We start from the raw sequence: 24,797 nt of genomic DNA, 5'->3' as shown, positions 1-24,797 counted from the left end.
TTACTCCCGTGGCGGATAATGCCGGCGCAGGGCCTTGAGATCCTGCGGACCGAGATCCTTGGACTGGTTGTCATCCTGCGAAAAGATCGACCTGCCGAGATAAGCGGGATTGCGGATATCCGTCAACAGGCCCAGGGCCTGGGTCAGCTCCTCGATCATGGCGGATTCGTAGTGGCGGATGTCCAGCCGCGTGCCGAAGATGATGCGCGCGCGCTGGATCACATGTGTGTCGCTGCGAGACCAGACGATGACCCGCGCGCCGGTGACGGTCATGCCGTCCACGCCCTTGATCCCGGTGCCGCTGATCGGCGTGGAGCCGTCCGTATCGACCAGATAGATCCGGATGTCCGCCTCGGCGTCCGCGGAGACCTCACGGAGCGAAATCCCGGCACCGGCGCGGTTGATGTACTGGATTGCGCGTTTCAGCGCGGCACGGGCGCGTTTCTGCCGCCCGCCCAGGAAGGCGCGGTCGATCCGTGCGACCTGCACCCGCAGGGGGCGGTCGGTGGGCCAGTGCACCATGTCCTTGCGGCAGGCCTCGCCCGGGGGGGCCGCGCAGGCGACGAGACGGTAGAAATCCTCGTCGCTGAGCGGGCCGTCGGTTTCGACATAGTCCACCGCCCCCGAGGCGGCGCAGGGCAGGGCAAGTGCCAGGCAGAAGAGGGCAGATCGCAGCATCGCCGGGCGTCAGTTTCCGCCCAGCATCCGGCCCGCGACCGCGTCGAGCTTGGCCAGAAGCGCGGGATCGCGTTTTTCGGGGGCGGTGAGCATGGCGTATTCCAGCGCCCGGTCGCATCCATGCGGGCAGGGCGCGCGTTCGGCGCCTAGCAGGGCGGGCAGGCGGCGGACCATCTCGCGGCCCTTGTCGGCGTTGCCGGTCAGGGTCTTGATGATGTCCATGATGTCGACCTCGCCGTGGTCGGGATGCCAGCTGTCGTAGTCTGTGACCATCGCGATGGAGGCGTAGCAAAGCTCGGCTTCGCGGGCGAGCTTGGCCTCGGGCATGTTGGTCATGCCGATCACGTCACAGCCCCAGCTTTCGCGGTACATTTTCGATTCCGCCAGGGTCGAGAACTGCGGTCCTTCCATCGCCAGGTAGGTGCCGCCCTTGTGCACGGTGATCCCGGCGTCCTGCGCGGCGGTGAAACAGGCATCGCCCAGGCGCGGGCAGGTGGGATGGGCGACCGACACATGGGCGACGCAGCCGGTGCCGAAGAAGGATTTTTCACGCCCGAAGGTGCGGTCGATGAATTGGTCCACGACAACGAAATCGCCCGGCGCCATCTCTTCGCGGAACGAGCCGCAGGCGGAGACGGAAATCACGTCGGTCACGCCGATGCGTTTCAGCGCGTCTATGTTGGCGCGATAGGGGACGGTGGTCGGTCCGTGGACGTGGCCCCGACCGTGCCGTGGCAGGAACGCCATCTTCACCCCGTCCAGCGTGCCGGTCAGGATCTCGTCCGAGGGGGTGCCCCAGGGGCTGTCCACCGCCTGCCATGCCGCGCCTTGCAGCCCGTCGATGTCATAGATGCCCGATCCGCCGATCACGGCGATCATCGTATTCGTCATGTCAATTCCCGTCCTCGCGTGGCGTCCCGGCGCCCGGTGTTTCGCTTTGCTCGAAGTGTGCCCGATGCGTGTCCGAGGGCAAGCGCCTGAGCGGGGTTTCGTGATACAATCCCGTCGGTGTTGCCTCTGTGGGATACCCGCGCGCCGGAGGGGCGGATACGGAAGTATTCCGTGCATCTTTGGCCAGCTTCCGCTATTAGGCCGTGAATCGCGAACATGCTGCGATGCGGCGTTAGCGGCCACAGGCCGCTCGATGCTGCGCCCAGGAAAGGATCCCCGATGAAAAAAGCCCTTTTGGCGCGTTTCGCCAACCGTGTGGAATTGCCCGACCTGTCCCTGATGCCTGACGAGAAGCTGACGGCGGGCCGTTGGCGGATCGAGCTCTTGGCGGGCCTGACCGTGGCGCTGGCGCTGGTGCCCGAGGCGGTGGCCTTTGCCTTTGTCGCCGGGGTACACCCGCTGGTCGGGCTTTACGCGGCCTTCCTCGTGGGGCTGGTGACGGCGTTGATCGGCGGGCGGCCGGGCATGATCTCTGGCGCGACCGGGGCGCTGGCGGTGGTCATGGTGGCGCTGGTGGCGCAGCATGGGGTTGAATACCTGTTCGCGACCGTCGTCCTGATGGGCATCTTGCAGGTGGTCGCCGGGGTGCTGCAATGGGGCAAGTTCATCCGGCTGGTGCCGCACCCGGTCATGCTGGGCTTTGTGAACGGTCTGGCCATCGTGATCTTCCTGGCCCAGTTGGGCCAGTTCAAGGTCCCGGGAACAATGGAAAATACCGGCCACGGCATGGGCGGGGGCGAATGGCTCTCGGGGATGCCGCTGTACCTGATGCTGGGGCTGACGGTGCTGACCATGGCGATCATCTGGGTCATGCCGAAGATCAGCAAGGTTGTCCCCGCGCCGTTGGTGGGGATCTTTGTCGTGGCCGCGCTGGTGATCGGCTTCGGGCTGGATGTGCCGCGCGTGGGCGACCTGGCCTCGATCCAGGGGGGCTTGCCGCCCTTCCACATTCCCTCTGTGCCCCTGAACCTGGAAACGCTTGAAATCATTCTGCCTTATGCGGTGATCCTGGCCGCCATCGGGCTGATTGAATCGCTGCTGACCCTGAACCTCGTGGGCGAGATCACGGGCAAGCGCGGCGGCGCCAGCCAGGAGTGTATCGCCCAGGGCGCGGCCAATGTGTTGACCGGCTTTTTCGGCGGCATGGGCGGCTGTGCGATGATCGGCCAGTCGATGATCAACGTGAAATCCGGGGCGCGGACGCGGATCGCGGGGATCGCGGCGGCGCTCTTTCTGCTGATCTTCATCCTCTTTGCCGCGCCGTTGATCGAACTGATCCCGCTGGCCGCGCTGGTGGGCGTGATGTTCATGGTGGTGATCGGGACATTCGCCTGGAACTCTTTGACAATTCTCAGGAAAGTTCCGCTGATGGACGCCTTTGTCATCCTGTTGGTGACGGTCGTCACGGTGATGGAAGACCTTGCCGTCGCGGTTGTCGTCGGCGTGATCGTCTCGGCCCTGGCCTATGCCTGGAACAACGCGCGGCGCATCCATGCCAAGACACGGGAATCCCACACCGACCTCGGTGCCAAGGTCTACGAGATCCAGGGGCCGTTGTTCTTTGGCTCCAGCGACGGGTTCATGGAACTGTTTGACGTCGAGAACGACCCGGACGTGGTGATCGTGGATTTCAACGAAAGCCGGGTGGTCGACCAGTCGGCCTTGCAGGCGATCGAGGCGGTCGCGGGCAAGTACGAGGACGCCGGAAAGCGGATCAAGTTGCGTCACCTGAGCCGGGATTGCCACAAGCTGTTGAACAAGGCCGGGCACCTGATGGTCGATAGTGACGACGACCCGGATTACGAGCTGGCGGTCGATTACCACGTTCGCACGGGTGTCCTGGGAGGGCATTGAGACCGGGCGTCGTCGTGTACGTTTTGTACAAAACGTACGCCGATTTCAGCATTTTGTACAAACCGGTAAGAATTCGGTAAGGGCGCCCGCGAAAGGGCGCCCTTTTCGCATTCAGGTGGCCCCGGCCGGTGCCATTTGCTGCAATGCAGAGACGTCGCCGGCCTCGAGCGCTGGACGTGCCCGGGCGACCAGGTCCGGCGGCCAGTCCCACCAACCCAGCGCGTTGAGCGTCTCGATCTCTTGCGGGGCAAACCGCATCTTGACCACCTGCGCGGGGTTGCCGGTGACGACGGCGTAATCCGGGATCGTGCCGCGCACCACGGCGCCCGCACCGACGATGACGCCATTGCCGATCCGTGCGCCGGGCAGGACCATTGCGCCATAGCCCAGCCAGACGTCATGTCCGATCACCGTGTCGCGGCTGTCGGGCTGGTAGCCCAGCATGGTCGACGGGTCGAAGACCGCAAAGGGAAAGGTGGTCAGCCCGTCCGTCGCGTGATTGGCCGAACTGCCGATAAAGCGGACCCCGTGGGCGATCTGGCAATACTTGCCGATGCGCAGCGTTTCCTGGCTGAAGGGAAACAGGTAGGGGGCCAGACGTGCCGCCCAGTCCTGAGGCGGGTCGAAGTCCGAAGCATAGGTGTAGTCGCCGACCTCGAGCCGCGGGTGGTCGATCACGTTTTTCAGAAAGACCGTGCCGCGATGCGGATTGCCGTCGGGCAGGATGATGGGAAAGGCCGCGTCGGGCGCGGGCATGGAAGGACCCGGCATGGATGGATCAGGCATGATGCCTCCTTTGAACTCTGGGAAAATGTCAGGGGTTCAAAGGTGCTGGTCCATCGGGGCCTCCATTGTTGAGCGGTCCGCATAGCATATCGGTGGTCGGAATGCGAGAGGGCGCGCCATGCGGATCCGCATGGAGGGCATGCCGGGCGGACGGTTGCAGCCCGAAGCGGACACCGCACGTCACGACCCGGCTCGTCAGAGCGGACCTTCGCGCTTGATCGCACAAGCGAGCGATGTGCGGGACTTTGTTACTGTTCGGCTCAGTTGCCTCAATGTCCGCTGTTAGAGCTTTGTGGTCGCGGTGAAAAGCTGCAACGGCGAGCATCGGATGTTTGCCGCGTTTGCCGAAAAAACCTACGCAACATGCGACGAGCTCCGCTGGTCTTATCGAAAGGGGGGCAAAATAAATTTGGTCGTAACAAGTCTGGAAAGTCACTTGGCATGTGGTCGTGGCGTGAGAAAAGCGTCGCCCATACCCTCCGCTGGCGGGACACCGATGAGAGCCAGAACCGAGGCGGCGATGCCCAGTTGGGACAGCTCCTCTCCCTCTTCTGGGGCTTCTGCGTCAGAAAACAGATAGAAGGGAACCTCCGTTGCCGCCGGTGCCGTGCCGCCGTGCCAGTGGTCGGATGTCATACCGTGGTCGGCGGTGACGATGACATCATAGCCCAAGTCGCGCCACACCGGGATCGATCGCGACAGAGCATTGTCGATGTGCCAGATCTGGCGGCGATATTCTTTGCTGTCACCGCCAAACGTATGTCCCAGCGTATCGGCCGAGCAGGTGTGCAGCAGCATGTAGTCGGGCGCATACCGTTCCATCATCAGCGTCGCCTGAGCGCAAAGATCGATTTCGGCGGGGGAACAGGCGTTCATCGGGCCGTAGCCCTCCATCGAATAGAACCGGGCGGCCTGGATATCCGCCGTCTCATCCAGATGCTCGATGGAGCGCAACGGATCCCACTTTTGTCCGACATAGAGCTTGTGAAAGTAGGATTGCGCCACCGCGCCCGTGCGCTTGCCGGCCACGCGGGTCAGTGAAAACACGTTGGGTGAGGAGGATGCGCGCATCCCGTCATTGGAAACGATCCCATGCTGATGCGGCCAGAGGCCGGTGTGAATGGTCTCGTACATGGGGCCTGAAAGGCTGGGCAGCGCGGTGCGCATCTTCCACCGGCGTGCCTGCCCCAGTGTCACCGCGCCTTCCAGCCAGCCGCATTCGGACAGGGCCGCGTCGTAGCCAGCCCCGTCCATGATGACGAGCAGAACACGGCTCATGCGTTGACCTTGCTGTGCCTGTCGACCTGCCGTTGCACCATCGGCGCAAAATGCCAGTAGTCCGGCGTTTCCATATCCGGGCGCTTGCCCGCCTCATCAAGATAGCGCACGGCGATAATTGTCTCCAGATTGGGGTTCTTCTCGAACGCGGCCACTTCGTCCGGGCTCATGGCGCCGCCCTGAAGGTTCAGGGAATGGATCGACGCCTCGGACAATCGTTTGAAATATTCGGGCCGTGTCGCACAAAGATAGCGTTTGGCGGCAACGTGATAGCGGCAGCAATCTGTGATCACCTTCGGGAAGAACCGCTCCAGCACCTCGGCGCCTGCGTCCTCATGATGGCGGTCCTCGGTGTCGCCCATCGTGAAGGTGCCGAATTCGCTGGTGAAATGGCCGATGTCATGCAGCAGGGCAGCGACGATGATTTCCTCGGACTGGCCGTTCTGTTCGGCGATGGTTGCGCCTTGCAGCATGTGCTCGCCCATCGTCACCGGCTCGCCGAGGTATTCCTCTCCGCCGCGTCGATCAAAGATCGACCCGATGAAGTCGACAATCGTGTCACGGTTCAACGCGTTTATTTCTGGGTTCATTCCGCCGCCTCCAGGGCTGCCGAACGCGCCATTGCATCATAGGTCGACCGCAACCCGTCCATATCGGCGTAGCAGCCCTGTAACCAGCGCGTGCCCTCGCCCGAGTATCCCTTGCGTGCATGCAGGACGCGGGTGTTGTCGACGACGAAGGCCTCGCCGGGATTCAGCCGGAACGTCACCTCCATTGCCGTGTCATCGATGATCTCGCTCAAGCGGCGATAGGCTGCATAGTAGTCTGCCATCAGCTCGAACGGCACGTCGGTGATCGCAGCGCAGGACCGGTTGTTGAAGCGGACCCCGATCAGCGCGCCGTCTGGTGCCAGTTCGATCATCGGACGACGAGAGGTCAGGCAAACGCCATCTTCGCCTGCATATTCGAAGCGCGCACAATGATTGGCCAGAAGGTCGAAGCCCTCAGGATCTTCGGTCCGCAGACGCAGCGCGGCGGCGAAGCCATCGACCACCATGTTCTCGCCTCCGGCAGCGGAGCTTACGAGGCAATGCAGCACCTGCACCGTCGGCACGGGATCGCGGTATGGGTTATCCGTGTGGGCTTGCAGAGCCAAACCAGTGAAGGCGAGGTTCGAAGGATTGACTTCGGTCCGAACTTCGAAGTGCCGCCCGTAGTTCGTCTCGCGCACGTGGCCGAACAGACCCACGATGTCGAAAAGCGTGCCGGGGGCGGCGGGCGCATTCACCACCTTGGCAAAGCCATAGCGCATGATCTGGCCCAGCCAGTCGTGCAAGGCGGTGCCGCCGTGTTGCAGCGCCGCAAAATCACCGCAGGGCACCTCTGCCATGAGGCCCGCGTCCCAGGTCTCCACCCCGTCTTCAAGCCAGCCACGTCGCGCGGGTACCGCATGATCGTACGCATGCGCTTCAAGCCAAGACAGATCGAACGAGACGCTCTTATTCTCAGGGGCAAAGCGCACGTCCAGCGATCCCGCCCCCATGATCTTTGCCGCCTCGATCCGGGTATCGGCGGGGATGTCCCGCAGGGCAATCAACCGCTGGCCGCTGCCTGCCGCGCGGGTCTCGGAATCCTGCGCATTGTCCCGAAGCCATATTGCGTGGAAGCGCAGAGGCCCCGAACACGTTTCGAGAGTGAGAAACGCTCCGGTTTGATCGACTGTGACGGACGGCATGTTGAGCCCCTTTGAAAATGTCTGTTGCGCTGGAGTCTTGCGCAGACCTTGCATAAACGCAAATTAGGAAAAGCCGACATGAGGCATGGATTGACTTATGAATGGAAGCCACCTTCCTCCGCTCGAATGGATACGTGCATTCGAGGCAGCCGCCCGTCTTGGCAGTTTCACCGCTGCCGCAGGAGAGGTTGGCCTGACACAGGCGGCGGTCAGCCAGCGGATCGGTCAACTCGAGCAGCATCTTGGCGTCAGACTGTTCAACCGCAAAGCGCGCGCCATCGCTCTGACCGTCGAAGGCGAGGCGTGGCTTCCCCATGTGCGCCATGCGCTTGACGGGTTGCGTGACAGCACAGAGGCGGTGTTCGGCGCGGGGCACAAACGGCTGACGATATCGGCCAGCCAGTCGTTGATCGAGCTGTGGCTGATGCCGCGGCTGGGCCAGCTACAGGCCGTGACGGGGGCCGAGATTTCAATTCGGACGCTTGTCCTGGGCGCACATGAGGCGCCGCTCGACGACGTGATCCGCATCCGCTACGGCACAGGGGATTGGCCGCATCCTTACAAGGCCTGCCTGTACGCCGAAGAACTGGCCCCCGTCGCGGCACCCTCCCTCGCGGAACGCGCCGACCCCTGGACCAGTTTGCCGCGGATTGCCTGCGCCGGAGCCCGCCCGGGCTGGCCTGCCTGGGCAGCGGCCTTCGGCATTCCGACGACACCCGTGCCACATCTGCGCTTTGACACCCAACTCTCTGCTCTGACCGCGGCAAAGGCGGGGCTGGGAGTAGCTCTCGCATCGCTACCCCTTTGTGCCGGTGCGCTCGAGGAAGGAACGCTTGTCCGTCTCGACGAGCGATCGCTTGCCCATCACGAAAGCTATTGGCTCCTCGCCGGCCCAAAGGCCGTATCCCGCCAGACTTGGACAACAATCGCCGAAAGCGTCTGGCAGAAAGAAGAAGGTTATCTTTGATCACGGGCCCTATGATTGAAAAAGATGCTTGCGGAACAGACGCGCGTTCAAATGTGTTAATTGGTCCGACGTCGTGACAAGCCGCTGTGTCTTCCAATACTGAGCAGACATCCGTGCATGGTGCAGCAATCCTGCAAGATGGGCTCTTTGCCAGCTTTCGCCGCACCACAGGAGGATGACCGCTGTCGGGGAGCGGACATGAGGGTGAAAAGCTCGCTCCCCGTAAAAAGCCGTTCAGCGCCCGGCGCTGTTGCGCGGTATCCGAACCCGCTTTCCAAGGCGGCCAGCGCGGGGCTGCGCCGTCACTCTCCTGGGCGCCTCAGTTCGAATTTCTCGCGCACGACGGTGTAGTCGCGATAGCCCATCCGGCTGAGCGGGTTGAAGGTCAGCACGTCGAAGATGCCGTCGACCAGGCAGTTGTCGCGGATGTGCACGCCGGTCACCTCTCCAAAGACAGCGAAATTCGCCTTTCCGGGCAGTTGCACGATCTGGGTCAGCTTGCATTCCAGGTTGGCGGGCGCCGCCGCGACGCGGGAACAGGCGATGGTCTCGCATTCCGCCTTTTCGAGGCCCGCCTCGGCGAATTCGTCGACATCCTTGCCGAAGAAGGCGGAGGTGGCGTTCATCGCGTCGCGCATTTCGTATTCCACGATGTTGACGCAGAAGACACCGGTTTCGCGGATCTGGGCGACGCTGTCCTTGGTGTCGCCGCGATCCTCCTTGGCCGAGGTCGAGGAGAACATGACCTGTGGCGGGACATAGGCGACCGCGTTGAAAAAGGAATAGGGCGCCAGATTGTCGTGCCCGTCGGTCCCCCGGGTCGAAATCCAGCCGATGGGGCGGGGTGTCACGATGGCGTTGAACGGGTTGTGCGGCAGGCCGTGGCCATCCTCGGGACGATAGAACAAGGGTGTCGCTCCTGTTTGCGCGTGGGTTTGACGCGTGATACGCGGCCTTGCGCCGGAATGCACGGGGGCAGGGGGCAGGGCTGGTGTTCACGCTTGCACAGGAAACAGAGGATGACTGGTGGGAGGTCGAAGCCCTCTTCGACCTGGCCTTTGCGCCGGGGCGCACGGCGCTGTCCTCTTACCGCCTGCGCGAGGATGTGGCGCCGGTGGCGCCGCTGTGCCGCGTGGCCCGGGACGAGAATGGCACCATCGGCGGGGCGATCCGCTTTTGGCCGGTGCGCGTCGGGGCCTGTGACGCCTTGCTGCTGGGGCCGGTCGCGGTGCACCCCATTGCCCAGGGCGAGGGGCTGGGCGCGGCGCTGATCCGGGACACGGTGGCGCGGGCCGCGGAACTGGGCTTTGCGCGGGTGCTGCTGGTGGGCGACGCGCCCTATTACGGGCGCTTCGGCTTCCGGCGCCTGGAAGGGGTCGAGATGCCGCCGCCGACCAACCCGGACCGGGTTCTGGGGCTGGCGCTGGTGCCCGATGCCTGGGCGGGTGTCGCGGGCCCGGTGACGCGCGCGGCTTGATCGCGGGCCCGTCTGATCCCATCTTTGTGAGGATCGAGGAGGGCCTGGATGTGACTGAGACGACATTGCCGGTGCGGTATCACGAGGCGGAAATTGCCGCCCTTGCAAAGCGTTACGACGAGGCCGGCTCCATCGGGATGCAGGTGCTGTCGCTGATCGGCGGGCAGGCCGGGAACCTGCTGGAACGGCTGCCGGACCATGCCAAGGACCGGCTGGAAGAGGCGACGCGCCGGGCGCTGACGGTGGCGATGCAGGCGGCGCAACACTCGCGCGGCATGGTGCCGGACCAGAAAGGCTGGCTGAACACGGCGCTGGCCACGGCCATGGGCGCGGCGGGCGGATCGGGTGGCTTGCCCACGGCACTGGCGGAACTGCCGGTCACGGTGACGGTGCTCTTGCGCGCGATCCAGGGGATCGCGGCGGAACATGGGTTCGACCCCAATGACCCGGCGGTGGCGCGCGAATGCCTGACGGTCTTTGCCGTGGCAGGCCCGCTGGAAGAGGATGACGGCGCCGATATGGGTTTCCTGGCGGCACGGGTCACGGTGACGGGGGCGGCGGTACACAGCCTGATCGCGCGAATCGCGCCGAAACTTTCCATCGCGATGGGCCAGAAACTGGCGGCGCAGACGGTGCCGGTGCTGGGGGCCGTGGCGGGGGCGGCCACGAATTACGCCTATACCAGCTATTATCAGCAGATGGCGCATGTGCATTTCGGCCTGCTGGCGCTGGCGGACCGGTCCGGTCTGCCGCGCGAGGACCTTGTGGCCGAGCTGAAAAAGCAGATGTCGGAACCGCGGTTAACGCGGAATTAGGCTTAATCGGGGTAAGTGAGTCGTACCGGGGCGGAAAGCCCCGGAACGAAGCGCCCGTCCCACGAAAGGCCCGGCTTCGCCGAAGGCCGCGCCAAAAGCACAGGGGATAGGGTCTCCATCCGCGCAGAACGCGCGGGCGGCGCTCTGGCCAGAACGGTAGGGGCGAACTCGTGTAGACAGTCCTGGAACCCGGTCACATGCCGAAGGCTGTGACCGGGTTTTTTCATGGGTGTTTCCCGGGCCCGGCCGCCCGGTCAGTCGTGCGGGGGATTGCGGCTGGCGTGGATCTCGCGGATGCGGTCCGGCCAGGTCGCGCGGATATAGGCCAGCACCTGCCAGATTTCCTCATCCGTAAGCGTATCGCCGAATCCGGGCATCCCGCTGGTAAAGTTCTTGAGGCCCAGATCGGCCACAATCGCCTGCCCGCCGCGTTTTGTATAGTCGAAGAGATCGGCGTTGGAATGGTGCCAGGTATGGCCGGTCTCGTCATGCGGAGGCGCGGGATAGATGCCCTGATCGTCCGGGGTCTGCCAGTCGGGCTGGCCCTGCAGCTTGGCACCGTGGCATGTGGCGCACTTCTCGGCATGGATCGCCTGCCCGGCGGCGATGTCGCGCCCGTCGAGTTCGTGACCCGCCAGCGCGGGCAGGGGCAGAAGGGAGAGGGCCAGCACGCGCATCAGGCGACCTCGACCCATGTTTTCATCCCCGAGGCCTGGTGCCCCAGCATGTGACAATGCAGGAGCCATTTGCCCGGGTTGTCGAAGACCACGAGGATCTCTCGCGTCTCGCCGCGCATCAGCAGGGTCGTGTCGCGCAGGTCGCCGGTTGTGCCATCGGCGTTCACCTCGTGGAAGTGGTGCCCGTGCAGGTGGATGCCATGCGGGAAGGCGGTGTCGTTGACCAGCGTCAGCCGTGCTGTCTCTCCCCGGTCGATGCGGGCCCAGGGGGCGTCGGGCAGGCCCGAGACCCCGTTGAAGGACCAGATGTCATCACCCGCGTGGCGCCCGCCCATCGCGCCGCCCTGCATGCGCAGGGTGAGGGCGCGGGCGTCGGCGGAGGGCCGTGGGCGGTGCGCGTCCGGCAAGGCGGTGACGGGTGTCTCACGCGGTGTCGCCGGGTCCTGGCCCGGGTTCAGCCGTCCCATTTCAAAGGCCTCTTCCGGGGTTGGAAAGAGAAAGCGCACCGCGTCCGTCACGTCGCCGATCACGTCGATCCGCTGCGCCGGGGCCAACAGCATCTCGTCCAGGGCGCGCGGCGCAGGCAGGGGGCGGCCATCCAGCGCCACGATCCGGCCCTCGATCCCCTCGAGCGCTAGCGGAAAGACGCGCGCAGTGGCGGTGTTGATGATGCGCAGGCGGACACGCTGGCCCCGGTTCACCGTGACATCCGGAAGGAGCGCCTTGGCGAAATTGCCCAGCCGCCCGGCATGGGCGAAATCATGCATGTTGCCGAAATCGCCCGCCAGCGCGCCCGAGCGTTCCAGCCGCCAGTCATCGAGGATCACGGTGATGTCGTGATCGACGTCCGGGGGTGTGGCCTCTTCGACGATGAGCGCGCCGTAAAGGCCGCGCGCCACCTGTTCCCAGCTTTGGTGATGCGAGTGATACCAGTAGGTGCCCGCGTCAGGCGTGACGAAGTCATAGTCGAACCGGTCCCCGGCGGCGACCGGGTCCTGGGTCAGGCCGGGCACGCCGTCCATTGCATTTTCGATCCGAATGCCGTGCCAGTGGACTGTCGTTGGCTCGGGCAGGCTGTTGTCAAAGGCGACGGTCAGGCGCTCTCCGGCGCGCAGGCGCAGTTCCGGGCCGGGGGTCGAGCCGTTGAAGCCGTAGCCTGCCGTCTGACCCTCTCCGGCGTCGAGGATCTGCGAGACCACGGGTTCGGCCCGAAGGGGATGTGGCGCGGCCCAGGCCATGCGGGGCAGGGCGGTGGCGGCCAGAGTAGTGCCAAGGAACTGGCGGCGGCTGAGCGACATGGTCATTCCCGGTAAAGGCTGTGGCAGGCCTTGCAGGCCTGGCCCAGACGCTGGACGGAGGGCACAAGCTCATCCGGGGTCGTCAGGGTTTCGGAAATCTCAAGTGCGGCGCTTTCCAGCGCATCCGCCTTGGCGGTGAAATCGGCGAAATCAGCCCAGATCGCGGGCTTGGCCTCGGACTTGGGATCGGTTTCGCGCGCCTCGAACAGCGCCGGGGTCTTGGCGGAATGGCGCGCGATGGCGGCGGCAGCGGTTTGCGCGGCGCCAGCGTCGAAATCGGCCTGTCCCTTGGCCATGCTGCCCAGCACCTTCATCGCGTCGCCGATGGATTTCATCGCCTCCATACGGGCCAGGACGGTCGGTTTTGCACGCCCGAGTGGGCGAAGGCGGCGGCGCCGGCCAGAATGAAGAGGCCGGTGATGATCTGTTTGCGCATATCTGTCCCTTGGTCTTTCTTGTCGGCGAAGAATTGAAGCGCGGGTGGCGCCTGTCAATGCGTTGCCGCGCAACTCGGCGTGAGAATTCTGCGATCAGGAATTGTCGCGCAGGTACTCCATGACGGCCTGCCGTACCGATTGTTCGCCGCGCATCTTTGATTCCTCGATCACGTCGCGCACCTCTTTCAGCGAATAGCGCATCAAGAGCGACTTCACCGGACCGACAGAGGCGGGACGCATCGAGAGCGAGCGCAGACCGATGGCCGCCAGCACCAGCGCCTCGATCGGGCGGCCTGCATCCTCGCCGCAGAAACTGAGCGGTGTGCCCGTGCTCTCGCAGCGGTCCACGATGTCTTCGAGAAAGGTCAGGAAGGAGACGTTCAGCGTGTCGTAGCGGCGGCGGACCAGCTCGTTTTCGCGGTCCGCGGCAAAGAAGAACTGTTTCAGGTCGTTGCCGCCGATGGACAGGAATTCGACCTCTTCGAAGAACCGCCGCGAGGCAAAGGCCAGGCTGGGGGTTTCCAACATGGCCCCGACCTCGAGCTTTTCCGGCACCGGGTGTCCCAGACGGCGTTCGCGGGCCAGCACCTTGTCCACCTCGTCGCGGGCGCGGGCATATTCCTCGTACTGGGCGATGAAGGGGAACATGATCGACAGAGGACGGCCATTGGCGGCGCGCACCAGCGCCTGCAACTGCATCCGCATCACGCCGGGACGGTCCAGCGCCACCCGGATCGCGCGCCAGCCAAGCGCCGGGTTGGGCTCGTCCAGCGATTTCATGTAGGGCAGCACCTTGTCCGACCCGATGTCGAGCGTGCGGAAGATCACGCGCTTGCCCTGGGCGGCGTCCAGCACCTTGGCGTAGATATCGACCAGTTCGGTGCGTTTGGGCATCTTGTTGCGGACGAGGAACTGCAGCTCTGTCCGGAACAGGCCCACCCCTTCGGCGCCGGAGCCGGTCAGCGAGGGCAGGTCGGCCATGAGACCGGCGTTCATGTGCAGGTGCACGCGCACCCCGTCGGCAGAAACGCAGTCTGTGTCGCGGATCGAGGAATAGCGTTCCTGCGCCTTGGCCTGCATGGCCATCTTGTCGCGAAAGGCGCTGACCACGGTTTCGTCCGGGCGCAGGTGCACGATGCCCTGGTCGCCGTCGACCAGGATCTGGTCGCCGTTCAGCGCCTCGTTGGTGATGCGGTCGACATGGATCACCAGCGGGATCGCCAGGGCGCGGGCGACGATGGCGGCATGGCTGCCGACAGAGCCTTCCTCCAGCACCACGCCCTTGAGCTTGCGGTTGTATTCCAGCAGTTCGCCGGGGCCGATGTTGCGGGCGATCAGGATCGGGTTTTCGGGCAGTTCGGCGCCAGTCTGGGCGCCTTGGCCGGTGAGGATGCGCAACAGCCGGTTCGACAGGTCGTCGAGATCGTGCAGCCGGTCGCGCAGGTAGGTGTCGTTGATCTGCGCCATGCGGGCGCGGGCCGTGGACTGTTCCTTTTCCACCGCCGCCTCGGCCGAGAGGCCACGGGCGATGTCCTCTTCCATGCGGCGCATCCAGCCCTTGGAATTGGCGAACATGCGGTAGGTTTCCAGCACCTGGGCGTGTTCGCCCTCGCCAGCGGCGCCGGCCAGCATCTCGTCGACCGAGACGCGCAGCTGGTCCACCGCATCGTGCAGGCGCTGCAATTCGCTGTCAGGGTCGTCGGCCACCGGGTTGGTGACGACGACGCGGGGTTCGTGCAGCCAGGCATTGCCCATGGCGCTGCCTTCCTGCCCGGTGCCGCCCCGGAACAGCAGCGGTTGGGTGTGGCGCGCCTTGAGCGCCGCGCCCTCGCCGACGAAGGCGCCCAGTTCGGTCATCTCGGCCAGGACCATCGCCACCACTTCGAGCGCGTAGACCTCGTCCGAGGTGAATTCGCGGGCCTGCTTGGACTGGACGACCAGCACCCCCAGCTTGGAGCCGAGCCGCTGGATCGGCACGCCGAGGAAGCTGGAATAGATCTCTTCGCCGGTTTCGGGCATGTAGCGGAACCCGCGGGCCGAGGGAGCATCCGCGGCATTGATCGTCTTGCCGGTGGCGGCGACGCGGCCCACCAGGCCCTCGCCCAGTTTCATCCGGGTCTGGTGCACGGCCTCTTCCTTGAGGCCCTGGGTGGCACAGAGTTCCAGCGTTTCACTGTCGCGGAAGAGGTAGATCGAGCAGACCTCTGTCCCGATGCTGTCGGCCGTCAGGTGGGTGATCTTGTCCAGGCGCGCCTGTCCGGCGGCATCCTCGGCCATCGTGTCGCGAAGCCGGCCAAGAAGCTTGCGGCTTTCCGATTCGGTATTTGTCGGCATGGATGTCTTCCCGCGCCTCTCCGGTGGATGCGATCCGGAGCAATAGAGCATTGCGTGCCCCATTGGAAACCGCTTTTCACGGACGTGGTGAGAATATTCCCGCTATACGTGTGGTGCGGGGGGCCGGATTGATGAGAAAACACCCGTTCGGTGTGGGCGGAACCGCAGCCAAAGGGCGGGCCAAGGCCCTTGCAAGGGCCTTGGGTGCGCCAGGATCAGCCGGCCTTGTCCAGTTCGAAGGCGTCGTGCAGCGCCTGCACGGCCAGTTCCATGTATTTGCGTTCGATCAGGACGGAAATCTTGATCTCGGACGTGGTGATGACCTGAATGTTGATGCCATCATCTGCCAGCACGCGGAAGAACTTGGCCGCGACACCGGCGTGGCTGCGCATCCCGATGCCCACGACCGAGACCTTGGCCACGTTGGTATCGGCGACGATGCCGTGAAAGTTGATCTCGCCCTTGGCCTTGGCCTCTTCCATCGCCTTCTCGGCGCGCGCCACCTGGTTGGTGGGACAGGAGAAGGTCATGTCGGTGCGGCCCTCTTCGGAGATGTTCTGCACGATCATGTCCACGTTCACCCCGGCCTCGGCCAGGGGGGTGAAGATCGCGGCGGCGATGCCGGGACGGTCGGCGACCGAGACCAGGGTCATCTTGGCTTCGTCGCGGGAATGGGCCACACCGGCCACAACATTGCTTTCCATGATCTCTTCCTCGTCGCAGACCAGCGTTCCCGCCGCGTCGTCCATTTCCTCGAAGCTCGACAGCACCCGCAGCGGCACCTTGTAGCGCATCGCCAGCTCGACAGAGCGGGTTTGAAGCACCTTGGCACCGAGGCTGGCCATTTCCAGCATTTCCTCGAAGGCGATGCGGTCCAGCTTGCGCGCCTTTTCGCAAATCCGCGGGTCGGTCGTATAGACCCCGTCCACATCGGTGTAGATGTCGCAGCGTACCGCGCCGAAGGCGGCGGCAAATGCCACCGCGGTGGTGTCCGACCCGCCCCGGCCCAGCGTGGTGATGCGGCCCTCGGGCGAGATGCCCTGGAAACCGGCCACGACCGCGACCTTCATGCCCTCGGCGAACTTCGCGCTGATGTTGGCCGGCGGAATATCCTCGATCCGGGCGGAGGCATGGGTGGAGGTGGTTTTCACCGGCACCTGCCAGCCTTGCCAGCTGCGCGCGGGAATATCCATTTCCTGCAGCGTCAGCGCCATCAGCCCGGCGGTGACATTCTCGCCCGAGGAGACGACGGCGTCGTATTCGCGCGCATCGAAGAGTGGCGAAGTGTCCTCGACGAGGCCCACCAGCTTGTTGGTTTCGCCGGACATGGCCGAGACGATGACGATCACGTCATGGCCCTTGGCGACCTCGACCCCGACGCGCTTGGCGGCGCGGCGGATGCGGTCCAGCGTGGCGACGGACGTACCGCCGAATTTCATCACAAGCACGGACATGGAGGTCCCCCTTCAGATCGCAGGGCGTTTACGCCGCGTTGACGTCGCGCGCAAGGGTGCTTTGGCCGCAAGGTGGGGCGGAGAGCAGGGGCGCTGCCCCTCTTGGTCCCGGATCAAGCCCGGGACCAATTCACCCCGGAGTATTTGGACAGAGAAGAAGCCGCAGGGTTAGCGCTGGCGGTAATCGACCGCTGTCAGGGTGCCCGCGTTGAGATGGGTTTCCTTGCCCGGAACAACGTCGGTGTTCTGGGTCGAGACGGCCAGCCAGCCGTCGGGGCCGCGCTGCAGGACGGCGGTGAGGATGGTCTGACGGTCTCCCGCAGTGCTGCCGTCGGGCGCGGTCTGGCCCGCGAGGGTCAGGCGACAGCGCACCACGGCCACGTCCGGGCCCAGGTGGCGGGTTTCTGTCCGGCCCGCGCGCAGTGTCGTTTCGCTGAAAAAACTTTTTAGCGCGTACTCATGCGGTTTGGCGATGGCCGCGCGTCCATGCCACCAGAGGCCGGTGACATTTACGAAATCCGCGTCCTCGGTAAACAACGCGGCGATGGCATCGCCGCGCCGCGTTTCCCAGGCGGCGATGAAGGCGGCGGGAAAATCTTCTGGCCGCGTGAGGGGATCAGTAGGGATGGGTGCGGCCATCCCAGGTCTGAAAGCAGCCGGTGGTTTCGATGTCCAATGCGTCGATGCGGTCCGCCAGCCCGCGCGCGGCCTCTTCGGTGCTGATTTCGGCGCTGGTGCCACCCATGTCGGTGCGCACCCAGCCGGGGTGGTAGACGCCCACGGCGATGCCCAGCGGTTTCAGATCGGCGGCCAGGTTGCGACCCAGGTTCAGCGCCGCCGCCTTGGAGGCGCGGTAGATGTAGCTGCCGCCCGGCGCACGGCTGTGCGAGGCCATCTGCGAGGAGATGATTGCGATGCGCGGGGTGTCCGACAGTTGCAGGTTGGGCAGGAGCGACTGCACGGTGAGGAAAACGCCGGTGACATTCACGGCGAAACTCTCGGCCCACATCTCTGGCGGGTAGCCATCGGCGAGGCTCTGGCCCTTGTCGAGGTAGACGCCGGCGTTGCAGATCAGCGTGTCGATAGGCTGGCTTTCCAGCCTGGCAGAGAGGGCGCGGTGCGAGGCCGGGTCCGTGACCTCCAGCGGCAGGTACTCGGGATGGTTGCGCGCGGTGCCAAGCACGCTGTCGCCGCGCGCCGTCAGGGCGATATCCAGTGCCGCGCCGATGCCGCGGTTTGCGCCGGTGATGAGGATCTGCATGGGGGCTCCCTGCTCTTGCCCGCCTGTCTGGCATGGCTTGCCTAGCGGAAAGGCGCGGGTCGGAACAGGGGTCAGTTGCTCTTTCGTGTGGGGGTAAAGGGCAGGGGCGCGACCTTGATGCCATCTTCGATCAGCGCCTTGGCCTCGTTCCCCTTGGCCTCGCCCCAGATCGGGCGTTCGGGGGCCTCGCCCGCGTGCATGGCGCGGGCCTCTTGCGCGAAACGCGTTCCGACATAGTCGGAGTTCGCCTCGACATGGGCCTTGAGTGCGGCCAGCGCCTGTTCGGCGGGCGACTTGGGTTTGCTCAGCGGCTGTTCCGGTTCAGGCGCGTCCCCCTGTCCGGCCTTGTCCCCCTGTCCGACGCGCGGGGCCATCAGTGCCTTTTCCACCTGTTCCGATCCGCAGATGGCACAGGCGACATGGCCTGCGGCCTGCAGCTTGTCAAAGGCAGAGGCGGACTGGAACCAGCTGTCGAACTGGTGCCCGTCGGCGCATTTGAGACTGTACTGGATCATCTCCCGGCTCCGGCTGGCGATTGAACGAAAGATAAGGATAACGTGCGGCGGATCAAGATTGCACTTTCGGCGGCAGCTGCGCCAGGATGCGCTTTGCCAGCGTGTCGAGGCTGCTGTCCTGACGCAGTGCGGCCTGGGCTCTTTGGCCGGCATCCTCTTGTGCCGCCGGGTCCTGCAGGGCGGTCAAGGCCTGCGCCAGCGTGTCGGCATCGGTGATTTCCGGCGCGCAGTCGCGCAGACGGGAAAAGGCGGCGGAGAAATTCCGCGTGTCCGGTCCGTGGATCAGCGCAGCGCCAAAGGCAGCGGGTTCGTAAGGGGTGTGCCCGCCCCGGTCGCTGAGCGTGCCACCGATAAAGACGCGGCCCGCGCGGGCATACCAGAGCGGCATCTCGCCCAGCGTGTCGGCCAAGTAGACCTGTGCCGGGGCCGGGTCTTCGCCCCGGCTTCGGCGGGCGATGGTCAGGCCCATGTCGCGGGCCATATCGGCGATCTCGTCCGCCCGGCGGGGGTGGCGCGGCGCGAGGATGAGCTTCAGCCCGGGGCTGTCCCGCAGGCAGGCCTTGTGGGCCGTCAGGGCAACCTCTTCGTCGCCGTCATGGGTGGAGGCGGCAAGCCAGGTCAGGGGGCGGGGCAGGGCGGCGTCCAACCCGGCATCGGGCACCGGGGCGGGCGGCGTGTAGAAGGCCTTGAGATCGACCACCGGCCCCCGTGCCTTGGCGGGCAGGCCAAGATCGGCCAACCGCTCTGCGCTTGCGCTGTCCTGTGCCGAGGCAAAGGCCACCCGGCCCAGCGTCCGGCGCGCGAGTTTCGGCAGCCGCGCCCAGCTGCGCGCTGTGCCCGGGGTCATCCGGGCGCCCAGCAGGAGGACCGGGCCGGGGCAGGTGATGAACCGGTTTGGCCAGAGCTCGGCCTCGAGCGCGACATGGGCGCGGACCTGCCAGTCCCGCATGATCCTGCGCGTCGGGCGACGCAGGTCCAGCGGCGCCAGCCGGGCAGAGACGCGGGGCAGGTCCCAGCCCTTGGCCAGCGCGACGCCGGTTTCGGTATTGGCCGTGACCAGCCAGCGCAGATCCGGGCGGGCCGAGATCAACCGTTCAAGAAGAGGCCGGACAGAGGCGAGTTCCCCGTTGGAGGCGCCGTGCAACCAGACATGCGCGCCGGGGGGCGGCGTGCCGGTCGACAGCCGCGACCGCGCCGCAGCGATCCCGCCCCGACGCATGGCGCGTACCAGGGTGCCGGCGGCAAAGAAGCTGAGGAGCAGGCGATAGAGAAACACGGGCGATCCGGTCGTTGCACGGGCCAACTGCCCGAACCTGCGGATAGGCCCTGTGACGGGGCCTTGGCAAGGGTGGGGCGAGAGTGGCATTTACGGCCACGGTCCGGGGTTTGCACGACGAGACGGCGTATTTGCGCCGGTGTGGCTTTTCAGTGGGTTAGGGGAGGTTGGGCCCAGGCTGCGGACTTGTGGCGGGTGGGCTGAAATTTCCAAGAAACAACTTTTACCGCATTTATTGGTGTGTAGTGGCTAATTTTATTGTCATTACACGATGTTTGCACAGGGAATTCAGATCGGGGAGGCGTTTTGGCCCCTGCGTTGGGCTGGCCTTTGCCTCGATCCTCGTGGGGATCTGGGAGTAACTTCCGAAGGTGACGTTGAATCAACGGGTTGGCGCCCGGGGTTTCTGTGAGTGAAGTTTTCGCGGAATAACCGCGAAAATGGCCTGAGAGAGGGAGAAATCCGAGCGAGTGTACCGCACCACGTAAGTGCCCCGTTTTTAAATTCGGAATCAATTGCTTGAGAGGGAATGCTCACATGGTTCTGCGGCGGGGCGACGCCGTGCCTGGACAAAAGCGCTGCGCTCTGAGGTGTTCCAGGCAACAGTATCCTGCCGGATAAAAGCATGCGAAACAGGCGGCACGGGGTCCGACTTTGCCTTCGTGCGCCCGGTCACAGGGAGCTGCCAATCGCTGCGGAACCAGCGGCCGTTCTGATACGAGAGCCTGGGAAAATGGTGCTGCTGGAGAGAATTGAACTCTCGACCTCTCCCTTACCAAGGGAGTGCTCTACCTCTGAGCTACAGCAGCAGCGTGTGGCGGGCCTCTTAGACCGGAAATTCTGACCGCGCAAGAGGTCGAATTGAAAAAACGGACAAAGCTTTGCCCAACGCTTTGCCGCAGGCTGGACCAGCTATCCCGGCTGGGGTACACCCGCGCCATGAAGCAGGATGACAAACGGCGGGGCCAAAGTGGCAATGACGGCAGGGATGCGCGGCTGAAGGCGGCGCTGAAAGCCAACCTTGCGCGCCGCAAGGCCCAGGCCCGGGCGCGGCAGGACGCCGCAGAGCCCGCTGCACAGGACAATGGCGAAACGCCGGGCGAGGAATAGGACAGGCATGGATTCGATTGTTGTGACGGGGAACGGCCCGCTGGCCGGGGAGATTCCCATCGCGGGCGCCAAGAACGCTTGCCTGACGCTGATGCCGGCGACGCTGCTCAGCGATGAGCCGCTGACGCTGACCAATGCGCCGCGCCTGTCGGATATCCGCACCATGACGCTGCTGTTGCAGTCGCTGGGCGCCGAGGTGTCGACCCTGGCCGATGGCCGGGTGCTGGCCATGTCCTCGCACGGGAAGATCACCCAGCGCGCGGAATATGACATCGTGCGCAAGATGCGCGCCTCGATCCTGGTGCTGGGGCCGTTGCTGGCGCGCGAAGGCTATGCCGAGGTTTCGCTGCCCGGGGGCTGTGCCATTGGCGCGCGGCCCGTGGACCTGCACCTCAAGGCGCTGGAGGCGATGGGCGCCGAGATGGACCTGCGCGACGGTTACGTCCATGCCAAGGCGCCCGCGGGCGGGTTGCGGGGCGGCATCGTCGAATTTCCCTTCGTCTCGGTCGGGGCGACGGAAAACGCGCTGATGGCGGCGACCCTGGCCAAGGGCACGACCGTTCTCAGGAACGCCGCACGCGAGCCGGAGATCGTCGACCTGGCCCGCTGCCTGCGGGCGATGGGGGCGCAGATCGAGGGGGAGGGATCGCCCGAAATCACCATCCAGGGCGTCGACCGGCTGGGCGGGGCGACACATGCGGTTGTGACCGACCGGATCGAACTGGGCACCTACATGCTGGCGCCGGCGATCTGCGGCGGCGAAGTGACCTGCCTTGGCGGCAAGATCGAACTGGTCGAGGCCTTTTGCGAGAAGCTGGACGCGGCGGGGATCGCCGTGGAGGAAACCGAGGCCGGACTGAAGGTCGCGCGGCGCAATGGCCGGGTCAGCGCCGTGGACGTGACGACCGAGCCGTTCCCGGGGTTTCCGACCGACCTGCAGGCGCAGATGATGGCGCTGCTCTGTACCGCAGAGGGGGTTTCGGTGCTGGAAGAGAAGATCTTCGAGAACCGATTCATGCATGCGCCGGAGCTGATGCGCATGGGGGCGCAGATCGACGTGCATGGCGGCACCGCCAAGGTCACGGGCGTCGAGCGGTTGCGCGGCGCGCCGGTGATGGCCACCGACCTGCGGGCCAGCGTCTCGCTGATCCTGGCGGGGCTGGCAGCCGAGGGCGAGACGATGGTCAATCGCGTCTACCACTTGGATCGCGGCTATGAGAACGTCGAGGACAAGCTGTCGGCGGTGGGTGCCCGGATCGAAAGGGTGGCGGAGACATGACCGAGGATGCGCGTTTCGAAGAGGGCGGCGAGCGCCCGCTGAACCTTGGCGCGCTGGATGCCGGGGACCTCGACGTGATTTCGAGCCTGGTGCAGGACGCGGTCCTGCCGGTCACAGAGATCCGTTGGCAGGTCTCGCAACGTCGGGTGGGCCTGTTGGTGAACCGGATCCGCTGGGAAGACGTCGAGACCGCCCGCGCCCGGGGGCGACCCGTCGAGCGGGTGCAATCCCTTCTGGTGATCGACAACGTGCTGGGCATGGCAAGCCAGGGGGTCGACCGGTCGGACCGCGACATGATCCTGCAGGTTCTGTCGGTGACCTTCGAGCCGGGTGAGGACGCGGAGGGTTACGTGGTGCTGACGCTGGCCGGGGACGGGGCGCTGCGGGCGAAGGTCGAGGCACTGGAAGTGTCGCTGCGGGACGTGACGCGGCCGTATCTGGCGCCGTCGGGCAAGCTGCCGGACCACGGCGCGTGAGCCTCTGGGGGAGCGTCGTCGGGACGGGACTGTTTGCGGCATACGCCGCAAAGGCGCCCGCCCGCCGACCCTTTGGAACAGGCTGCGCCTGTTTTTCGCTTCGGGAGTCACCAAGGAACAAGCCTCGCCTGTTCCCCGAAGCCCTCCCTCGCTTATTCGGGCCTGAGCCAGTGCGCGGGATGATGCAAGGGCAAGCCGCCTGTCGGCGGGCCTGCGGCCCCTTGCATTGCCCCGCGCCCCGGCTCTGATCGGCCTCAAGCGATGGAGGGCTCCGGGGAACAGGCTGAGCGCGGGTCTGTCTGTGGGTAAACTCTCCGGTGGAGAGTTTGAGGTGCGAAGGGGCGGAGCCCGGGCCCGAAGGGCGCGCCGGCCTGCCGGGTACATGGCGTGGTCGTGGCGCTTGAGGCCGGCGAGTGGGCGGGCTAAGAGGCGCGGGATATAGCGGAGGTGCCCATGCCCGTCTTTCTCGATAGCCGCCAGAATGATTTCGAAACTGCCTTTCAGGCCCTGCTTGGGGCCAAGCGGGAGGACAGCCCGGACGTGGATTCCGTGGTGGCGGAAATCATCGCGGATGTGCGTGCGCGCGGTGACGCGGCGGTGCTGGACCTGACCGCGAAATTCGACCGGCTGGAGCTGGATGCTGCCGGGTTGCGGTTTTCCGAGGCGGAGATCGAGGCGGAATGCGCGCGCGTGCCCGAGGCCGAGCGCCAGGCGCTGGAAACCGCCGCCGAGCGTATCCGCGCCTATCACGTTCGCCAGATGCCGCAGGACCAGAGCTGGACCGATCCCGAGGGCGCGACGCTGGGCTGGCGCTGGAGCGCGGTGTCGGCCGCCGGGCTCTATGTTCCGGGCGGGCTGGCCTCTTACCCGTCTTCGGTCCTGATGAATGCGATTCCCGCCAAGGTGGCGGGGGTCGAACGGCTGGCGATCTGTGTGCCGACGCCGGACGGGGTGGTGAACCCGGCTGTCTTGCTGGCGGCGCGGATCGCCGGAGTGGACGAGATCTATCGCATCGGCGGGGCGCAGGCGATTGCCGCGCTGGCCTATGGAACCGAGACCATTGCCCCGGTGGACAAGATCACCGGGCCCGGCAATGCCTTTGTCGCCGCCGCCAAGCGCCGGGTCTTTGGCAAGGTTGGCATCGACATGATCGCCGGGCCGTCCGAGATCCTGGTGATTGCCGATGGTGACAATGATCCGGACTGGATCGCGCTGGACCTTATGAGCCAGGCGGAACATGACGAGAGCGCGCAGGCGTTGCTGATCTGCACGGATGAGGCCTTTGGTCGCCGGGTGGCGGAGGCCGTGGAGGCGCGCTTGCAGACGTTGGAACGGCGCGCCATCGCGGGGGCGTCCTGGCGCGATTTCGGCGCGGTGATCACGGTGGCCGACCTGGACGAGGCGGCAGTGCTGTCGAACCGGATCGCGCCCGAGCACCTGGAGCTTTGCGTGGGTGATCCCGAGGCGCTGGCGGCGAAATGCATTCATGCCGGGGCGATTTTCCTGGGCCAGTGGACGCCCGAGGCCATCGGCGACTATGTCGGCGGTCCGAACCACGTTCTGCCCACGGCGCGCTCGGCGCGGTTTTCCTCGGGCCTGTCGGTGATGGATTTCGTCAAACGCACGACGCTGGCGCGGATGACGCCGGACAGCCTGCGCGCGATTGGCCCGGCGGCAGAGGTTCTGGCGCTGTCCGAAAGCCTAGAGGCGCATGGGCTGAGCGTGACGGCGCGGCTCGAGAAACTCAACCGCTGAAGGGGCATGGCATGACGGTCGTCATCTTTCACAATCCGAACTGTTCCAAGTCGCGCGCGGCCCTGGCGTTGATCCGGGAGGCCGGCGAAGAGCCTGTCGTCGTGCCCTACATGAAGACGGGCTGGACCGTGCCGCAGTTGCAGGCGCTTTTTGCCGTTGCGGGCCTGAGGGCGCGCGAGGCGCTGCGCACGGCGCGCGGGCAGGCCAAGGACCTGGGTCTGCTGGAGGAGGGCGTTGGCGAGGCGGCGATCCTGGAGGCGATGGTAACCCATCCCGAACTGGTGGAACGGCCCATCGTCTGTTCGCCGAAGGGCGTTCGGCTGTGCCGGCCGCCCGAATTGGTGGCGGAGTTGCTGGACGGCTGAGGCCGTCGTGGCACGCTGG

At 65.4% G+C, this 24,797-nt stretch carries 25 protein-coding genes and 1 tRNA gene; 9 read left to right on the top strand and 17 right to left on the bottom strand.

What is annotated here, in order from left to right; translation table 11 throughout:
* Together KZZ07_RS14480 and KZZ07_RS14475 are read right to left on the bottom strand one after the other, a co-directional pair.
* Positions 1 to 678, bottom strand: a complete 678-nt coding sequence (locus KZZ07_RS14480; RefSeq protein WP_219515070.1) for a DUF2927 domain-containing protein — start codon at positions 676 to 678, stop codon at positions 1 to 3.
* 9 nt (positions 679 to 687) lie between these two features.
* Positions 688 to 1,569 carry an S-methyl-5'-thioadenosine phosphorylase gene (locus KZZ07_RS14475; RefSeq protein WP_219515068.1) on the bottom strand — a complete coding sequence of 294 codons (882 nt, stop codon included), beginning with the start codon at positions 1,567 to 1,569 and terminating at the stop codon, positions 688 to 690.
* Between the two features lie 279 nt (positions 1,570 to 1,848).
* Between KZZ07_RS14475 and KZZ07_RS14470 the strand changes: the two genes are divergently transcribed.
* Positions 1,849 to 3,483, top strand: a complete 1,635-nt coding sequence (locus KZZ07_RS14470) for a SulP family inorganic anion transporter (protein WP_219515067.1) — start codon at positions 1,849 to 1,851, stop codon at positions 3,481 to 3,483.
* Positions 3,484 to 3,594: 111 nt separating this feature from the next.
* Here the strand turns inward: KZZ07_RS14470 and KZZ07_RS14465 are convergent, their stop codons facing one another.
* The 4 genes from KZZ07_RS14465 to tmpA form a co-directional block, all read right to left on the bottom strand.
* The gene (locus KZZ07_RS14465; RefSeq protein ID WP_370631172.1) at positions 3,595 to 4,269 is read right to left on the bottom strand and encodes a CatB-related O-acetyltransferase; all 675 of its coding nucleotides are present in this window, start codon (positions 4,267 to 4,269) and stop codon (positions 3,595 to 3,597) included.
* A 432-nt stretch (positions 4,270 to 4,701) separates the two neighbouring features.
* A complete protein-coding gene (locus KZZ07_RS14460; protein ID WP_219515064.1) occupies positions 4,702 to 5,547 on the bottom strand; it encodes an alkaline phosphatase family protein in 846 nt (281 codons plus the stop codon).
* The gene (gene tmpB, locus KZZ07_RS14455) at positions 5,544 to 6,137 is read right to left on the bottom strand and encodes a (R)-1-hydroxy-2-trimethylaminoethylphosphonate oxygenase (RefSeq protein WP_219515062.1); all 594 of its coding nucleotides are present in this window, start codon (positions 6,135 to 6,137) and stop codon (positions 5,544 to 5,546) included. Before tmpB ends, KZZ07_RS14460 begins: the two co-directional genes overlap by 4 nt.
* Positions 6,134 to 7,282, bottom strand: a complete 1,149-nt coding sequence (gene tmpA / locus KZZ07_RS14450) for a 2-trimethylaminoethylphosphonate dioxygenase (protein ID WP_219515060.1) — start codon at positions 7,280 to 7,282, stop codon at positions 6,134 to 6,136. The genes tmpB and tmpA overlap by 4 nt, the downstream gene beginning before the upstream one ends.
* A gap of 97 nt (positions 7,283 to 7,379) precedes the next feature.
* Between tmpA and KZZ07_RS14445 the strand changes: the two genes are divergently transcribed.
* Positions 7,380 to 8,249 (top strand): LysR family transcriptional regulator, encoded by an 870-nt coding sequence (locus KZZ07_RS14445; RefSeq protein ID WP_219515058.1) that lies wholly within the window; start codon positions 7,380 to 7,382, stop codon positions 8,247 to 8,249.
* A gap of 302 nt (positions 8,250 to 8,551) precedes the next feature.
* Here KZZ07_RS14445 and KZZ07_RS14440 read toward each other — a convergent pair whose 3' ends face one another.
* Positions 8,552 to 9,157, bottom strand: a complete 606-nt coding sequence (locus KZZ07_RS14440; protein ID WP_219515056.1) for a flavin reductase family protein — start codon at positions 9,155 to 9,157, stop codon at positions 8,552 to 8,554.
* Positions 9,158 to 9,240: 83 nt separating this feature from the next.
* Here KZZ07_RS14440 and KZZ07_RS14435 point away from each other — a divergent pair, with 83 nt between their 5' ends.
* Together KZZ07_RS14435 and KZZ07_RS14430 are read left to right on the top strand one after the other, a co-directional pair.
* The gene (locus tag KZZ07_RS14435) at positions 9,241 to 9,726 is read left to right on the top strand and encodes a GNAT family N-acetyltransferase (protein ID WP_219515054.1); all 486 of its coding nucleotides are present in this window, start codon (positions 9,241 to 9,243) and stop codon (positions 9,724 to 9,726) included.
* Positions 9,727 to 9,776: 50 nt separating this feature from the next.
* A complete protein-coding gene (locus tag KZZ07_RS14430; protein WP_370631171.1) occupies positions 9,777 to 10,541 on the top strand; it encodes an EcsC family protein in 765 nt (254 codons plus the stop codon).
* A 254-nt stretch (positions 10,542 to 10,795) separates the two neighbouring features.
* Here KZZ07_RS14430 and KZZ07_RS14425 read toward each other — a convergent pair whose 3' ends face one another.
* The 10 genes from KZZ07_RS14425 to KZZ07_RS14380 all read right to left on the bottom strand — a co-directional run bounded on the left by KZZ07_RS14425 (position 10,796) and on the right by KZZ07_RS14380 (position 20,602).
* On the bottom strand, positions 10,796 to 11,236 hold the full coding sequence (locus KZZ07_RS14425; protein WP_255564363.1) for a c-type cytochrome: 441 nt from the start codon (positions 11,234 to 11,236) through the stop codon (positions 10,796 to 10,798).
* Positions 11,218 to 12,516: a multicopper oxidase family protein gene (locus KZZ07_RS14420; protein WP_255564362.1), complete on the bottom strand. Its 1,299-nt coding sequence runs from the start codon at positions 12,514 to 12,516 to the stop codon at positions 11,218 to 11,220. The genes KZZ07_RS14425 and KZZ07_RS14420 overlap by 19 nt, the downstream gene beginning before the upstream one ends.
* A gap of 2 nt (positions 12,517 to 12,518) precedes the next feature.
* Positions 12,519 to 12,851, bottom strand: a complete 333-nt coding sequence (locus KZZ07_RS14415; RefSeq protein ID WP_219515050.1) for a c-type cytochrome — start codon at positions 12,849 to 12,851, stop codon at positions 12,519 to 12,521.
* Between the two features lie 195 nt (positions 12,852 to 13,046).
* Positions 13,047 to 15,287, bottom strand: a complete 2,241-nt coding sequence (ptsP, locus tag KZZ07_RS14410) for a phosphoenolpyruvate--protein phosphotransferase (RefSeq protein WP_219515048.1) — start codon at positions 15,285 to 15,287, stop codon at positions 13,047 to 13,049.
* 215 nt (positions 15,288 to 15,502) lie between these two features.
* Positions 15,503 to 16,741: an aspartate kinase gene (locus tag KZZ07_RS14405; RefSeq protein ID WP_219515047.1), complete on the bottom strand. Its 1,239-nt coding sequence runs from the start codon at positions 16,739 to 16,741 to the stop codon at positions 15,503 to 15,505.
* Between the two features lie 168 nt (positions 16,742 to 16,909).
* Positions 16,910 to 17,380: a YybH family protein gene (locus KZZ07_RS14400; protein ID WP_219515046.1), complete on the bottom strand. Its 471-nt coding sequence runs from the start codon at positions 17,378 to 17,380 to the stop codon at positions 16,910 to 16,912.
* Entirely contained in the window at positions 17,358 to 18,002 is a 645-nt protein-coding gene (locus tag KZZ07_RS14395; RefSeq protein WP_219515045.1) for an SDR family NAD(P)-dependent oxidoreductase, read from the bottom strand. Before KZZ07_RS14395 ends, KZZ07_RS14400 begins: the two co-directional genes overlap by 23 nt.
* Before the next feature lie 71 nt (positions 18,003 to 18,073).
* Complete coding sequence (locus KZZ07_RS14390; protein ID WP_219515044.1) at positions 18,074 to 18,517, bottom strand: DUF1178 family protein; 444 nt, start codon at positions 18,515 to 18,517, stop codon at positions 18,074 to 18,076.
* 52 nt (positions 18,518 to 18,569) lie between these two features.
* Positions 18,570 to 19,820 carry a 3-deoxy-D-manno-octulosonic acid transferase gene (locus KZZ07_RS14385; protein ID WP_255564361.1) on the bottom strand — a complete coding sequence of 417 codons (1,251 nt, stop codon included), beginning with the start codon at positions 19,818 to 19,820 and terminating at the stop codon, positions 18,570 to 18,572.
* A 707-nt stretch (positions 19,821 to 20,527) separates the two neighbouring features.
* Positions 20,528 to 20,602, bottom strand: a tRNA-Thr gene (locus KZZ07_RS14380).
* Between the two features lie 52 nt (positions 20,603 to 20,654).
* On the opposite strand from KZZ07_RS14380, the gene KZZ07_RS14375 reads away from it, so the two are divergent.
* The 5 genes from KZZ07_RS14375 (at position 20,655) to arsC (ending at position 24,778) form a co-directional block, all read left to right on the top strand.
* Positions 20,655 to 20,903 (top strand): hypothetical protein, encoded by a 249-nt coding sequence (locus KZZ07_RS14375; protein WP_219515308.1) that lies wholly within the window; start codon positions 20,655 to 20,657, stop codon positions 20,901 to 20,903.
* 7 nt (positions 20,904 to 20,910) lie between these two features.
* Positions 20,911 to 22,182: a UDP-N-acetylglucosamine 1-carboxyvinyltransferase gene (gene murA / locus KZZ07_RS14370; protein ID WP_219515042.1), complete on the top strand. Its 1,272-nt coding sequence runs from the start codon at positions 20,911 to 20,913 to the stop codon at positions 22,180 to 22,182.
* The gene (locus tag KZZ07_RS14365) at positions 22,179 to 22,658 is read left to right on the top strand and encodes a DUF2948 family protein (RefSeq protein WP_219515041.1); all 480 of its coding nucleotides are present in this window, start codon (positions 22,179 to 22,181) and stop codon (positions 22,656 to 22,658) included. Before murA ends, KZZ07_RS14365 begins: the two co-directional genes overlap by 4 nt.
* A gap of 453 nt (positions 22,659 to 23,111) precedes the next feature.
* A complete protein-coding gene (gene hisD / locus KZZ07_RS14360) occupies positions 23,112 to 24,413 on the top strand; it encodes a histidinol dehydrogenase (RefSeq protein WP_219515040.1) in 1,302 nt (433 codons plus the stop codon).
* Positions 24,414 to 24,424: 11 nt separating this feature from the next.
* Positions 24,425 to 24,778, top strand: a complete 354-nt coding sequence (gene arsC / locus KZZ07_RS14355; RefSeq protein WP_219515039.1) for an arsenate reductase (glutaredoxin) — start codon at positions 24,425 to 24,427, stop codon at positions 24,776 to 24,778.
* Positions 24,779 to 24,797 lie beyond the last annotated feature (19 nt).

This window comes from Mameliella sp. CS4 (assembly GCF_019392335.1).
In the GTDB taxonomy this organism is placed as follows: domain Bacteria; phylum Pseudomonadota; class Alphaproteobacteria; order Rhodobacterales; family Rhodobacteraceae; genus Antarctobacter.
Note: the sequence above shows the minus strand (reverse complement) of the source record. Positions and strands in the feature narration are given on the sequence as shown.

Coding starts and splice junctions, on each gene's coding strand:
- KZZ07_RS14415 (WP_219515050.1), bottom strand. CDS start 12,851: ATGAAATCCATCGGCGACGCGATGAAGGTGCTGGGCAGCATGGCCAAG.
- murA (WP_219515042.1), top strand. CDS start 20,911: ATGGATTCGATTGTTGTGACGGGGAACGGCCCGCTGGCCGGGGAGATT.
- KZZ07_RS14395 (WP_219515045.1), bottom strand. CDS start 18,002: ATGCAGATCCTCATCACCGGCGCAAACCGCGGCATCGGCGCGGCACTG.
- KZZ07_RS14365 (WP_219515041.1), top strand. CDS start 22,179: ATGACCGAGGATGCGCGTTTCGAAGAGGGCGGCGAGCGCCCGCTGAAC.
- KZZ07_RS14420 (WP_255564362.1), bottom strand. CDS start 12,516: ATGTCGCTCAGCCGCCGCCAGTTCCTTGGCACTACTCTGGCCGCCACC.
- tmpB (WP_219515062.1), bottom strand. CDS start 6,137: ATGAACCCAGAAATAAACGCGTTGAACCGTGACACGATTGTCGACTTC.
- tmpA (WP_219515060.1), bottom strand. CDS start 7,282: ATGCCGTCCGTCACAGTCGATCAAACCGGAGCGTTTCTCACTCTCGAA.
- KZZ07_RS14465 (WP_370631172.1), bottom strand. CDS start 4,269: ATGCCTGATCCATCCATGCCGGGTCCTTCCATGCCCGCGCCCGACGCG.
- KZZ07_RS14445 (WP_219515058.1), top strand. CDS start 7,380: ATGAATGGAAGCCACCTTCCTCCGCTCGAATGGATACGTGCATTCGAG.
- KZZ07_RS14460 (WP_219515064.1), bottom strand. CDS start 5,547: ATGAGCCGTGTTCTGCTCGTCATCATGGACGGGGCTGGCTACGACGCG.
- KZZ07_RS14475 (WP_219515068.1), bottom strand. CDS start 1,569: ATGACGAATACGATGATCGCCGTGATCGGCGGATCGGGCATCTATGAC.
- ptsP (WP_219515048.1), bottom strand. CDS start 15,287: ATGCCGACAAATACCGAATCGGAAAGCCGCAAGCTTCTTGGCCGGCTT.
- hisD (WP_219515040.1), top strand. CDS start 23,112: ATGCCCGTCTTTCTCGATAGCCGCCAGAATGATTTCGAAACTGCCTTT.
- KZZ07_RS14480 (WP_219515070.1), bottom strand. CDS start 678: ATGCTGCGATCTGCCCTCTTCTGCCTGGCACTTGCCCTGCCCTGCGCC.
- KZZ07_RS14425 (WP_255564363.1), bottom strand. CDS start 11,236: ATGGGTCGAGGTCGCCTGATGCGCGTGCTGGCCCTCTCCCTTCTGCCC.
- KZZ07_RS14390 (WP_219515044.1), bottom strand. CDS start 18,517: ATGATCCAGTACAGTCTCAAATGCGCCGACGGGCACCAGTTCGACAGC.
- arsC (WP_219515039.1), top strand. CDS start 24,425: ATGACGGTCGTCATCTTTCACAATCCGAACTGTTCCAAGTCGCGCGCG.
- KZZ07_RS14400 (WP_219515046.1), bottom strand. CDS start 17,380: ATGGCCGCACCCATCCCTACTGATCCCCTCACGCGGCCAGAAGATTTT.
- KZZ07_RS14470 (WP_219515067.1), top strand. CDS start 1,849: ATGAAAAAAGCCCTTTTGGCGCGTTTCGCCAACCGTGTGGAATTGCCC.
- KZZ07_RS14405 (WP_219515047.1), bottom strand. CDS start 16,741: ATGTCCGTGCTTGTGATGAAATTCGGCGGTACGTCCGTCGCCACGCTG.